Annotated in this window: 11 protein-coding genes; 5 read left to right on the top strand and 6 right to left on the bottom strand. The window is 66.1% G+C overall.

Annotated elements, in window-relative coordinates:
* Positions 1 to 13 precede the first annotated feature (13 nt).
* Positions 14 to 2,050 (top strand): DEAD/DEAH box helicase, encoded by a 2,037-nt coding sequence (locus O3597_RS20130; RefSeq protein ID WP_281602057.1) that lies wholly within the window; start codon positions 14 to 16, stop codon positions 2,048 to 2,050.
* A gap of 36 nt (positions 2,051 to 2,086) precedes the next feature.
* Entirely contained in the window at positions 2,087 to 2,749 is a 663-nt protein-coding gene (locus O3597_RS20125) for a hypothetical protein (protein ID WP_281602056.1), read from the top strand.
* Positions 2,750 to 3,321: 572 nt separating this feature from the next.
* Here the strand turns inward: O3597_RS20125 and O3597_RS20120 are convergent.
* Together O3597_RS20120 and O3597_RS20115 are read right to left on the bottom strand one after the other, a co-directional pair.
* Positions 3,322 to 4,443 carry a DNA cytosine methyltransferase gene (locus tag O3597_RS20120; protein WP_281602055.1) on the bottom strand — a complete coding sequence of 374 codons (1,122 nt, stop codon included), beginning with the start codon at positions 4,441 to 4,443 and terminating at the stop codon, positions 3,322 to 3,324.
* A 341-nt stretch (positions 4,444 to 4,784) separates the two neighbouring features.
* Entirely contained in the window at positions 4,785 to 5,549 is a 765-nt protein-coding gene (locus O3597_RS20115) for a hypothetical protein (protein ID WP_281602054.1), read from the bottom strand.
* A 163-nt stretch (positions 5,550 to 5,712) separates the two neighbouring features.
* Here O3597_RS20115 and O3597_RS20110 point away from each other — a divergent pair, with 163 nt between their 5' ends.
* A complete protein-coding gene (locus O3597_RS20110) occupies positions 5,713 to 7,281 on the top strand; it encodes an ISL3 family transposase (protein ID WP_281602053.1) in 1,569 nt (522 codons plus the stop codon).
* Between the two features lie 363 nt (positions 7,282 to 7,644).
* Positions 7,645 to 8,289, top strand: coding sequence for a DUF6308 family protein (locus O3597_RS20105; RefSeq protein ID WP_281602052.1), 645 nt, complete (start codon positions 7,645 to 7,647; stop codon positions 8,287 to 8,289).
* Positions 8,290 to 8,738: 449 nt separating this feature from the next.
* Here the strand turns inward: O3597_RS20105 and O3597_RS20100 are convergent, their stop codons facing one another.
* Positions 8,739 to 9,176, bottom strand: a complete 438-nt coding sequence (locus O3597_RS20100; RefSeq protein ID WP_281602051.1) for a TetR-like C-terminal domain-containing protein — start codon at positions 9,174 to 9,176, stop codon at positions 8,739 to 8,741.
* On the opposite strand from O3597_RS20100, the gene O3597_RS20095 reads away from it, so the two are divergent.
* The gene (locus O3597_RS20095; RefSeq protein WP_281602050.1) at positions 9,162 to 9,458 is read left to right on the top strand and encodes a DUF4267 domain-containing protein; all 297 of its coding nucleotides are present in this window, start codon (positions 9,162 to 9,164) and stop codon (positions 9,456 to 9,458) included. The two genes, O3597_RS20100 and O3597_RS20095, sit on opposite strands and share 15 nt — an antisense overlap.
* Positions 9,459 to 9,578: 120 nt before the next feature.
* On the opposite strand, the gene O3597_RS20090 is transcribed toward O3597_RS20095, so the two are convergent.
* The 3 genes from O3597_RS20090 to O3597_RS20080 are packed head-to-tail and all read right to left on the bottom strand — an operon-like array spanning position 9,579 to position 12,087.
* A complete protein-coding gene (locus O3597_RS20090) occupies positions 9,579 to 10,004 on the bottom strand; it encodes a flavoprotein (protein WP_281602049.1) in 426 nt (141 codons plus the stop codon).
* Positions 10,001 to 10,576 carry a GNAT family N-acetyltransferase gene (locus O3597_RS20085; protein ID WP_281602048.1) on the bottom strand — a complete coding sequence of 192 codons (576 nt, stop codon included), beginning with the start codon at positions 10,574 to 10,576 and terminating at the stop codon, positions 10,001 to 10,003. Before O3597_RS20085 ends, O3597_RS20090 begins: the two co-directional genes overlap by 4 nt.
* Positions 10,573 to 12,087 (bottom strand): helix-turn-helix domain-containing protein, encoded by a 1,515-nt coding sequence (locus tag O3597_RS20080; RefSeq protein WP_281602047.1) that lies wholly within the window; start codon positions 12,085 to 12,087, stop codon positions 10,573 to 10,575. The genes O3597_RS20085 and O3597_RS20080 overlap by 4 nt, the downstream gene beginning before the upstream one ends.
* Positions 12,088 to 12,299 lie beyond the last annotated feature (212 nt).

Below are 12,299 nucleotides of genomic sequence, written 5' to 3'. Positions count from 1 at the left end.
CGAGGGCTGTCGGATGGACGCCTTGGCGGATCCGCTGGCCGACCCCCGCCATGTCGAGCTAGCGCCCTGGCAGCTCTACGCTGTCGAGACGTGGGTCAGCGGCAGCGAGCGCCTGGCGTACCGCGGGACGCTGGAGATCTTTACAGGTGGGGGCAAATCGCTGATCGCGTTGGAGTGCATTCGTCGAGCCGCACTCCTTGAACCGCAACTTCGCGTCGCCATCGTCGTGCCGACACTCGCCCTCGCGCGCCAGTGGCACAACGTGGTGCTCCGCCACACAATGCTGGATCCGCGGGACGTGGGTCGGCTCGACGGCGACCACAAGGACGACCTGCAATCGAAGCTGATTCTGATCAGCGTGCTCAACACGGCCGCCGAGCGGCTCCCCGAACTGGCGGTAGCTGCCTCGGCCCCGGTGATGCTCGTCGTCGACGAGTGTCATCGCGCGGGAGCGCCTCGTTTTTCACGAGTGCTGGAAACGAAAGCGTCCTTCCGACTCGGCCTCAGCGCGACCGCCGAGCGCGACGACGTTGACGAGCATGGCCTGCCGATCCAGTACGACGACCACGTACTCGGTGAGAAGCTCGGCCCCCTGGTTTACCGCTTCGATCTCCGCGCAGCCCGGAGAGTCGGGTGGCTTCCGGAGTACACCGTGCATCACCACGCGGTGGAGTTGACGCCGGAGGAGCGCCGCCGCTATGAACAGCTGACGCGACGTATCGACGACCTGTCGGAGCGGCTGGACGACTCGGGTGTGCCAAACTCGCTGGCGCGCCAGGCGACGGGGCGGCCCGGTGAGATAGGGGTGCTGGCCCGTAGCTACGTCGGGACGGTGGGGCAGCGGAAGGACCTACTATACCGGGCGGGCGAGCGCGCGCGTGTGGCGACGGAGATCCTGAGCGGTCTGGCCGAGCGGGCGGAGAAGGCGCGCGCGTTGTTGTTCCACGAGCGCATCGACGAGGCGGCGGACCTGCACCGTCGGTTAACGGAAGCCGGCCTGGGATTTCCGATCGGCCTAGAGCACTCCGGACTGCCCGGGGCGGAGCGACGGGACGCCCTCGCACGCTTCGCCCAGGGCTCGACACCCGTCCTCGTAAGCGTAAAGTCACTCATTGAGGGCATCGACGTGCCGGACGCCGACGTCGGCATATCCGTCGCCTCATCATCCAGCGTCAGACAGCGGGTACAGGCCCTTGGTCGGGTCTTGCGACGGCGTTTCGACGGTCGCAGCAAACACGCCGAGATGCACATCCTCTACGTCCATGACACCGTCGACGAGGCGATCTATGCCAAGGAGGGCTGGTCCGACCTGACCGGAGAGGCCGTCAACCGGTACTGGCGGTGGCGGCCCGGGGCCGTAGATCCGGAGGATCGCCAGGGGCCGCCAAGGACGCCCAGGCCCACCGAGGACCAATTTTGGGAAAGCCTCGGCCGCACGGTGCCCCCGGAGCCGGTGTTGTGGACACCCGACCTGCCAGTTTCGGAGTGGAGTCTTGATTCCCGTAGCTCCGTCACGACGGTCAGCGGCAAGCTCGTGACCAACCCGCAGGACGTCGCTCGGAAGGTTTCCTTGATCAAGGATGGCGGTGGGCGCTTCCGTGTCTCCAGTCGGTATCGGCTGGTCGTGGTGCCTGAGTTGAAGGGTGGGGAGATGCGGGCGTGGCTGGTCGGCCAGCTCGCCGAACCGTTCGAATTCGTCGCAGACGTGGGCGCCGAGACTTACCCGGTTGCTCCTGTCGAGGAGCCCGAACCCGGAGCTCCCTACTACGGTCCAAACGACCGGAGGGGCGGCAGTTACCACGTCAGGCAGAAGTCTGGCGGCGTCATCGAGCGCCGCGTCGCCAACGGTCGGGAGTGGGCCGTGGCCGACCCGTCCGACGGTCCGGCCGATCTGGTCGACAACGTCGCTCGTCTGCTGCATGCCTGGCGGCGAACGGGTGAGAATGGCCTGCAGTTCCACGTCAACCAAGCCGGGGATGCCTATTACGTGAGCGGCGGGCAAATTCGCTTCCTTGCCCGCGTGCCGGGCGGCTTCGCGTGGCCAAAATAACCGAAATATTTGAATCCAACTACGACCGAGGGCGATGTGAAGGTACCCAAGCAACGGCGGGCATACCCCTGGATCGAGCCGTCGTCGACCAAGACCGACGCCAAGTACCGGGTAACCGCCGATGGGCACATCCGACTTGTCTACATAGTGGACCGACGGGAACGAGCTCTCCTGACGACGGACCAGCACTCGCCACTCGTCAAGATGGTCGCCGAAGTCAAGAGAGAGCATGGAGAGCCCCCTTCCGGCGTCTTCTACATCAACGAGTGGCGGCACGTGCTCGTCAAGGCCGGTGGAGGGACCTGGTACGCGGGGCGCTACGACCAGCTATTGGAATTCGATCTGGACGAGACGAGGATCTCCCCGGTCGCGCCCGGCCATCTATCTCCGGGTGACAACTGGGTCGGTCCGCGCGTCGGCGTCAAGTACATTCTGAAGGCGTCCGGAGACGACATCTACTGCCGCCGACAGATCCGGCCTGGGCGGCAGCGGGACGAGTACCTGTCGGACTACCTGGCGTCAGCCAGCGAGGTAGTGCGCCGCTGGGCCAAGCACAAGAGGGCTGGGGGCAGCATCTATATCAACGAGGCACGTGAGCTGTTCGCCCCGGTCGGCACGGACGTCGTCGCGTACACATATCTCGGGCGCGTCCCGCTCGATAGCTGGTTTCCGCAGCCGGACGTCGACAACGAATACTAAGTCGGAGCGTTCGTGGTGGGACCCGGCCGCGCGTATGGGGCCGGGTCGGCCACGAAGCGGGCGGCATTGAGTTCCGGGGTACGGTTGGTCATCGGGGTTCTAGGTTCCGGACGGGCGGTTTGATCACAATGTCGGCCGAGCAAGCTGCAGCGCCGCCGCCTCCGATGGTGCCCTCGTCGCCGTTGGTTTCGGCGCAGATGAGTCGCCTGCCTCGTCGAGACACAGGGCCGGAGGTTCAGCTTCGCCAGCTGTTGCATGCTCAGGGTCTTCGCTATCGGGTACAACTGCCGGTACCGGATTGGCGGCGCCGGACGATCGACATTGCCTTCACCCGCGTCAAGGTAGCCATCTTCGTCGACGGCTGCTTCTGGCACGGCTGCCCCCAACACGGCATGGTTCCACGGAGCAATCAGGCGTGGTGGGCAGCCAAACTTGAAGGAAACCGTCGCCGGGACGCGGAGACCAGCTCTCACCTCCAATCCCGCGGCTGGAAAGTGCTGCGTCTCTGGGCGCACCAAGATGTTTCCGCCATGGCTGTAGCGGTCATACAAGCTGTGCGGGTGACCGAGGTATCAGTCTGAGGGGCTGACCCCACGGACCTCTCCAGGCTCGTCCGCGTGCCCCTCGAGCTTGCCGAGTTCGTTGGAAGTCGGCAAGGACTGGCGCTCCATCCCCATGATTTTTGTCGCAATGCGTTCTGCCAGCAGGCTCGGGACCGCGTTTCCTACTTGCAGTGCCATTGCGTCGTGGGTGCCATGCAGATGCGCCTTCCGCGGGAACGTCTGCAGCAGCATGGCTTCGCGGAGGGTGATTGCACGGTCCTGTTCGGGATGCGCGAAACGCCCCCTCGTCACGTTGGTGCAGCCCGAGGTGAGGGTGGGCGCTACCCGGTCCCACCACATGCGGCCGTAAATGTCGTAGTGGCCGTTGTGATTCTTGTGGCAGTTGAGCACGAGATCCTCGGGCAGATCTGCCCGCCCGCCGCCCTCGGGGATCCGGGCCAGCCTGCGGAGCGCAAGCTTGCTGTGTCGACGAGCCTTGTGGAATGGATCGTGAGGATCAGCTTCAGCGGGCGCCAACGGTGGCAGACCGTAAATTGCCTGCCGCACCGTCGCGTACGGCTTCTTGTCGCCTTTGGAACCGTGCGTGGGCTCAGGCAGCTGCGGTTCCGTGACCCTACTGCCGATGACGAGAACTCGCCGGCGTCGCTGCGGTACGCCGTAGTCCGCGGCGTCAATCACGTCCCATGCGATCCGGTATCCCATCGCATCGAGTCTCTCGCGAAAGATTTCGAAGTACTCCGACCACCGGCCGCCTACAAGGCCCGGGACGTTCTCGAATGCGATGTGGCGTGGCTGGAGGGCTTCGACCAGTCGGAGATATTCGAAGATCAGAGAGTTTCGACGCAAGTCATGATCACTGGCGGCGCTTCCCCTACGAAGCACGGTGAAGCTCTGACATGGTGGGCAGCCAAACAGTAGAGTCAGCTCACCCGGCTGGACGCCGACGGCCTGGAGCTCCGTGACTGACACGTCGCGGATGTCTTTGACGATCGGCTTCACGCCTACGTTCAAGGCGAAGGCTGCCGCGGCGTCCACGTCGATCTCGATCGCGGCGAGGGTCTTGAAGCCGGCCTTCTTGAATCCCATAGATCCGCCGCCGCAGCCCGCGAACAGGTCGACAACGGTGTGCATGTGTTCCGCTCCGCTCCGCGCTTCCGGGCCGCCCTAGGTCATGATCGGCTTGAAGGTAGACGATAGCTGGCGCTGGCTGGGTAGGCGCAAGGGGACGCGCTGGCGGGTTACGGCGTCCGGCGGCAGTGGAACAAGTAGCCGTTCGGCCCGGCAACCGGTTCGAACTGGCCATCCGGTCTGACGATCGGCTGTGGCGACCGCGAAGGGGCTGGGACGGGCGAACCGAAGATCCAATCCGGTCGCCGCGCGGTGTCCACCTACGCCGGAGCATCGTCTGTCACGCCACCACCCGCAGCTGCCGACGTTCCCCTAGTTGCGGTCTTCTGCGATGGCAAGGCTCCTCAGGAGATTGTTCTGGAGGGGATGAAGGAGCGTTGGACTTGAGGAAACGCGTGTTTACCTTTCCTGACCCAGCGACTCCACGAGGGTGGAGCGTATCGGTTCGCCTGAAGGCTGTCTAGATCGGGATTGCGGCGGTCGTCGATCCAGCGCATGTCGAATGCGTCGCCGCGGTCGGAGGCGTCTACAACGGCGATATCCAGGGCAAGGTTTGGGAAGCTGCCGCCCGTGTTTTCGTCCTGCTGTACGACGTGCTCGAGACTCTGAATGATGCCGACCCCGCAGAACTCCACGTGGCCTTTCACCAGGGCCTGCCCGTCTCGCTCGACCGTCACCGAGCGGAATAGCAGGAGTGGCGGGGCGAGCAGGCGATCCTCGATGCAGGTAGCTGCAAAGAGGGGCCAGGCCTCGATCAGGGCCTTGTTGCCGGCGGTGGTGCCGAGCGAGCCTGGGGTGGTTGCCTTGTGGTCTCCGTAGTAGCGAACCTGGCCATGGTTCAGGTCGAACTCGTCGTACCAGGGATTAGTTGCGTGCCCGGCCTTCCAAGGACTGGATCGTAGGGCAACGACAGGCCGTCGTACCCCGTCCGGCCCGTGGACGTTTGCGGTCGCATTGATTCCTCGCTCCAGCTGGATGCGCGGCAGACGCCCGTCGGGCGACGACGTTACGAAGTAGTAGTTGAGGTAGCCGTTCAGTGTCTCTTCATTGGGGTTTGCATCCCGCGCATAGCGAAGGATGTCGTGCGTCCGGACGATGCGGGGCTTCATGATCACATTCTGCCACCTTCGGACTGCGCATGAACAGCCCCGACTAATGCCTCTAGCTGAAAGCCGCCACGAGGACGCCAAGGGATGTCAACGCCGGCTGAACTTTGGCTCTGGCACACATTTTGTGAGTCGCGCTCGCCGGTAGTTCGGGTTGGGTGCCGAGGTGGAGATCATTCCGGCGTTGCTGCCGCACCTGACAGGCCTGCGGGTGGAAGCGGTGGCGGTTCGGGGCATCACGGTCAGGATCGACGCGGCGACGCAGACGGTGCGGGCGCCGTGCGGGGTCTGCGGTACCTGGTCGACCACGGTGCACGGTCGCTATCTGCGGCGGCTGGCCGATGTCAGGTTGGGTGGCCATGAGGTGCTGGTTGCCTTGACGGTCCGTCGATTCGCCTGCGTGAACGCCAAATGCGGACGGCGGACGTTCGTCGAGCAAGTGCCAGGGTTGACCCGAAGGCATGCCCGCCACACGGTCCTCGCGACAGGTGATCTGCAAGCCGTCGCGGCGGCGTTGGGCGGTCGACCGGGCAGCCGGTTGGCGCAGCGGTTGGCCGTGTCGGTGTCCCGCTCCACGTTGATCCGGATGATCCGGCGGATGCCCGACCCGTCGCCGGTGACGCCGACGGTGCTGGGCGTCGACGACTTCGCCCGCCGCCGAGGGCACCGATACGCGACGGTGCTGCTCGACATGCACACCCGCCGGCCGATCGACGTTCTGCCCGACCGCACCGCCGACACCCTCGCCGCCTGGCTGCGCGAGCATCCTGGCGTTCAGATCATCTGCCGCGACCGAGGCGGCAGCTACGCCGAGGGCGCCCGCAAGGGAGCACCTGACGCGATCCAGGTCGCCGACCGGTGGCACCTGCTGAAGAACCTCAGCGACACCGTCGAAAAAGTCATCCGTGGACACCGCCGTTGCCTACGCACCCACACCGAACCGACCTCCGTCCTGGCCGCTCCGGCCGACGAGCCGGTCAGGACGGGACGGCGGGCGGCGAACACCGGCCAACGCCACGCGGCCGTGCACGCCCTGCGAGCCGAAGGACTGTCGATCAGCGCGACCGCCCGCCGGCTCGACATGAACGTCAGAACCGCCCGCAAGTACGCCCACGCCACCACCGCCGAGGCGTTGATCGGCCCGAACGCCGCCAACCGACCCAGCGTCCTCGCCCCGTTCCACCCCTACCTGCGGCAACGCCTCACCGACGGCGTCCACCAGACAGCCGTGCTGCACGCCGAGATCGTGGCCCGCGGCTACCGGGGCAGCTTGCGGGTACTGCGGGACTGGCTCGCCATCAACCGCACCCGCCCCACCCCTGCGACCGCAGTACGGGTGCCGTCGGCCCGGCGGATCACCGCCTGGATCATGCGACCCGGCCACAAAATTACCGATGACGACCGCGCTGATCTCACCGACGCCCGCAGCCGCTGCCCCGAGCTCGACACCGTCGCCGGCCTCGCCCGCGGGTTCGCCGCGCTGGTCCGCCACCAGGGCACCGGACAACACCTCGACGCCTGGATCAACCGCGCCCGCCACGCCGGATACCCCGAAATCCGCGGCTTCGCCGCCGGCCTGGCCAGCGACCGTGACGCCGTCGTCGCCGGCCTCACCCAGCCCTGGAGCTCAGGCCCCGTCGAAGGCCAAGTCAACCGCATCAAGACGATCAAGCGACAAATGTATGGCCGCGCGAACCTCGACCTCCTCCGCAAACGCGTCCTGACCACCCCGTGAGCCACCAACAAGATCAATCACAGAATGTGTGCCAGAGCCAGTTTTCAGGCGGAGCCGACAAGGGACGCTACCGGCTCGAAGCCCACCGTTGGTGCACCGCCCGAAGGTGATGCAGGGGCCGCCGCAGCTAGCTCTCGAGTCGTGCCCGGTTGCGGGGGGATCTGCTGCCCCACCAGCTGTTGTCCTACGACTGAGGAATGGTCGGCGTCCCCTTCTGGTCTTTCCGCTGTATGGTCCACTCGATGACGGATCGGCCGTGCGGTTTTGCAGCGGCGGGTGCTGCGATAGACACCTGAACCGCCCCGGATCTTGTAGAGATGTACCGACACCGGAGCGGATCGCCAACCGGATGGGAGAGCAGGAGTGATTGTCATCGCCTGCGCCGCCGAACCGGACCCGCTGCGCAGGGTGGTGGATTACGTCAAGCAGCGCGGCAGGACCATCCGGCAGTACGACCTGACGGGCGAGGGCGACCCGGACCTGCTCACTCTGGAGGACGTTGTCCGCACTCGGATCATCAGGTCGCGGATCAGCAACGAAGAGCGCGACTGGCTCGTAGCGAGAGCAGCCGAAGGCCAAGAACTTTGGTCCGTGGTGGCCCCTGACGCTCGGCTGGCCGACGCCGATCCCGCAGAGGTGGGCCTGCTGTACGACAGGGCCCTCGCGCTGTTCAAGCATTTCCATGACCAGCGGCCCTCCGGCCTGGCGACGGGAAAGATATCCAAGGTGTTGCATCTGAAGCGGCGAGGGTTGTTCCCGATCCTGGATTCGCAGCTGGCGGACAGGTATCGGCGGAAGGCAGCGGACTGCGCCCGCCGGCACAGAGCCGACCGGCCGGGCCTTCGACTGGCCTACTGGATCGCGATCCGAGGAGACCTCGTCGACCCGACGAACGTGGCGGGGTTATGGCGCCTGCGCGAGGACCTGGCCTCTCACCAGGATGAACTCGTCCGGCGTGCGGCTCACCTTACTGACCTCCGTTTACTCGACATCCTCACCTGGAGGTAGCGTCCCGGCATGCCTGACACCGAGACCGAAGGTCTGCTTACCGGTTTCACCGACCCTCCCCGTACACCATGGAGGTTGCTGCCAGGGTGCCTCGCGCGCCCGGCGTGCATGTGGTCCTCGACGGCGGCACCGTCGTCTACGTCGGTTACACCGGGATCTGCGTAAACGCCTCCGGCAGCACTTGACCGGGAACCGTGGATCATCGGTACTGCACGAGCAGGTCGGCCAGCTACTCGACAGGCAGGGTTCCGTAGCGACGGCGCAGGACATCGCCGACTGGCTGGGCCGGTGCCACGTCCGCTGGGAGGAGACCGACAACCCGGAGGGTACGAAGGAAGCCTCGGTTCTGGCCCTCAAGCCCCGCTTCAACCGGCAAGTGCCGAAGCCGCGCCCCATGGGGCGTAGCAAACGAGGATCGTCGCAAGCCATTCGAGGCACTGAACGCGAGTTCAGATGCCTGGCTCTGGTGTGCTGGCGATCTGGGTGACGAGGAAGTCGAGCCATTCTGCTTGGCCGTTCGGGGGGATGCGGCCGCTCTCGGGAGGGGCGGCAATGCCGTGCAAGGCGCTCCAAGTGACTTCGGCGAAGAGCTCGCGTCGCTGGTTGTCCGGGCGGAAGCAACTCACGAACTCGTCGAAAGCGGCGCGCAATGGGGGCGGCGTCTCGGTGTGCGCAAACTTCACGTCGGTCGGCAGGACGAACTGGCCTGGTAGAGGGGGCTGCTCGGTCGCGAACTCCAGGTAGGCGCGGCAGACGGCATGCAATGCCGCAGGCCGCTCGGGGGCGGCCAGCCGGGCACGGCGCAGGCGGGCCGCGAGTTCGCCGAAGCCTTCGATAGCGACGGCACGCATGATGTCGTCCTTGCCGGTGAAGTGGCTGTAGAGCACCGGCTGGCTATACTCGACGCGCTCGGCCAGGACCGCACCAGTCCCGCTTGGCTGTCGGTCAAGGCGGTGCGTGATATTGCCGCGGGCCTCTTCATCCTCATCCTGGTGGTCGGCGGGACAACCCACCTGCTGGGCTGGCTCATGCTGGCTGCCACCCTCATCCCCATCGGCGACGCGCTAATCGTGATGCGCAGCGGCGGGCCCAGGGCGGCCGTCTATGGCATCCACGGCGCTACGGCAGCGGTGATGCTGTCGATCCGCGTGCTCCTGCTCATTGCCTAACCGGTCACGCTCGACTGCTGACCGATTGAGGCATCTCTAGGCCAGCACGAGCCTGGACGCGTTACGCGACGCGGAGACGGTCCACGACCGTACGCCAACCCAGTTCAGCAGGCAGGGGCGTTACGGCGACGGTCGCGTCCTCCAATAGCCGTAGGTGCCGGTCGTAGCTGGGTGGGCGGCCAACTGTTCCTTGACGTTCGGAAATGCGTAGACCGGGATGCCCGCGCCGAGCGCCTCGTTGAGGATGCCGAGGGCAGGGGCGTCGTTTATCCCCTGGGCCCACTTGTTGATGACGTTGAAGGTGGCCGGTAAGACGGCAACGGCCGTGGCCGGTGGATGCGGCTCGGGCTCGCCGGGCGTTCGCCATTCCACTCGCACGGGAAAGCCGGTCTGCCAGTGCCTGTCGGTCGATCCAGGTGGCGGCGGTCGGCGTGGCGGTGAGGCAGACGGTCCAGCCGTCTGTTGCAGCAACTCGATCAGCTCACCGACCCGCAGTACGTGAGGTGCGGCGCAGGCGACCAGGGCGAGCACCGGGCCTTCGGTCATTCGCAGGCCCGGACCGTCGACGAAGCCGTCGGGTGGGGCAAGTCTGTCGTCAGGACCAGGAACTCCGGCGCGTTCTCCCAACTCGGCCGCAGCCGAGCCTGCTGCCTCCAGCCCCACGAGTCGTAAGCACGTCGGGCGATCGCGTTGTCGGGACGGACGAGCAGGGTGGCGCGCTGCTCGGTACGGCCACTCAGCAGCCGATCATGCAATGCTCGCGCCACACCTTTGCGCCGCCAGCCGGCCCGCACCAGCAGTTCGCTGATGGCGAAGGTCCGTCGGCCGTCCTCGTCGGTGAACCCGGCGGGTACATCCCCGTTGAGCCCCTCCCACCATCGGGTTTGCGGCGGAAGCGGGAAGCCGTAGATGTAAGCGATCAGTACTCCGTTGACTGTGGCGGTGACGAGCTGCCACCCATTGCGTTCCCGGTGTGCGCCGAGCTGGCGAAGGTAGCGCTCCTCGCTGTAGAACTCCCCCTCGTCGGCGTGCACTTCCAGGTAGAGGCTCACGAGTTCGTCGACGAGCTTTTCGGCCTCATCGGTGGCGTAGGTCTGTAGGACAAGGTTGGCGATCATCTCGTCACCTGCTGGTCGTACGCGCGTGTGAACTGTTGGACGGCGGCGGTCGGACGCTCCAGCCTGCCGAGGTTCGCCCTGACTCCGGCCAGGTGTCTCGCCACCCGCTGGGAACGCAGCTGGCTCACAGCGGGCAACGCGTCCAGCGCCATCCGGGCCGCCTGGTTGACGTCGCCCTGCTGCCGGGTCGCCTCGATCAGGTGGACGGAGTACAGGATCTGGTTGCGCCGGTGTGCCGGGGATGGGTTCGCGGTGACCGCTCGAAAGGCGTCCGCTGCGCGCCCTGACTGGCCGAGGCACAGGTAGGAGAGCCCGCGAATGCCCTGGACCTCCTGGTTGTTGACGAAGTGCACGAAACCCTGGTCGTCGTCGTGCGGGCCGCGGTCCAACTCGTGGCGGGCCTTGGCCATGGCCCGCTCGTAGCCACTCGCATCATTCAGCACAGCGAACGTGTGCGCCCGCCGGAGATGCAGGAGGCTCCGCAGACGAGGGGTGGCCCAGCCGGCGGACGCCCGTAGCGCCGCCTCGGCGCAGTGCAGGGACTCGATCGGTTGTGCTTCGCGCATGAGCAGCGCGAGGTGGGTCAGCGCGCGAACCTCGACCTGCGGATCGTCGGCGATCCGTGCTCGGGTGATCGCCTCGTTGAGATATGGGCGGGCGGTGGCTCGTCGCTCCGAGTCGATCGCCAGCCAAGCGGCCTCGACCGCGAGATCGGCGAGCGCGCTTTGCAACGCATCGCTCACCTCGCGGCTGTACCGGGCCTTGGCGGCCCAGTTCAGCAGGCGGGAGTGCACCTGGACGGCCACGTCGCAGAGTTCGTTGGCGCCTACGGCGGCGTCGGCCTGGCGTAGTTCGTTGACGAGGGTGCAGGCAACGCGAACCTGTTCCATACCGATCGTGGAAGGGGGGTCGACGAGCTCCGCCAACAACTCCAGGTGAGCCGCAGATGCCAGACCGGCCAGAGCGGCAAGCGTGCTGAACTGTCGGCGGTCCGTGGTGGCCACCTCCTCAGTCGGTGCTGCATCGACGGGATCGTCCAGCTCGTTCGGCCAAGACCTGACGACCGGTCCGGGAAGCGGCTGCCCCGCCGTGGCTGATGGAGGATCTGCGGCGACCCCGGTCTGCGGTGTGGTGGGTAGAGCGAACCATAGAAGTTTCGCCGGCAGGCGTAGTAGCTGTGCCCAATGTGTCAGACGGTCAAGGTGCACCACGGGCGGGCCGTTCTCGATCCGGCTGAGCTGGGCCTGAGTGATGCCCAACCAGTCCGCGACGGCGACCTGCGGCAGTGGATTCCGACCGTGGTAGGGGTGATGCCGGTACGCCCGGATCACCCGCCCGAGATGTCGTTGCGCCAGCGCGTCACGTACCGGCTCGTGTTTCCAGAAGGACGACGGTACCGGCGGCGGCACGCTCAGCCTGTCGCGTTCGGCCGCGTGGCAGGGTGCGCAGCGTCCACTGTCGTTGTCGCGCGCCAGGCGGCTGCCACATCGAGGGCATTTCGCATGTCTCACCGGCGACCTCGCTGTTCCCGGTCGGCTGTGTCGATTGCGCTCAGTTGAGCCTATCTATTCAACCCGTCAGCGCGGACTGCGATATGCGCGCTACGTATATCGATCATTTGAAGGCCGAGGTCGCCGGAGTGCCGCAGCACCGTCCGTAAGCGAGATGGCCATCAGTGCGACGTCACTGCTCGGTGGAGCAGTCAGATGCGAAGTGTGCATGT

It is taken from the genome of Verrucosispora sp. WMMA2044 (genome assembly GCF_027497155.1).
Lineage (GTDB): Bacteria > Actinomycetota > Actinomycetes > Mycobacteriales > Micromonosporaceae > Micromonospora > Micromonospora palythoicola.
This window is presented reverse-complemented; position numbering and strand designations above follow the sequence as displayed.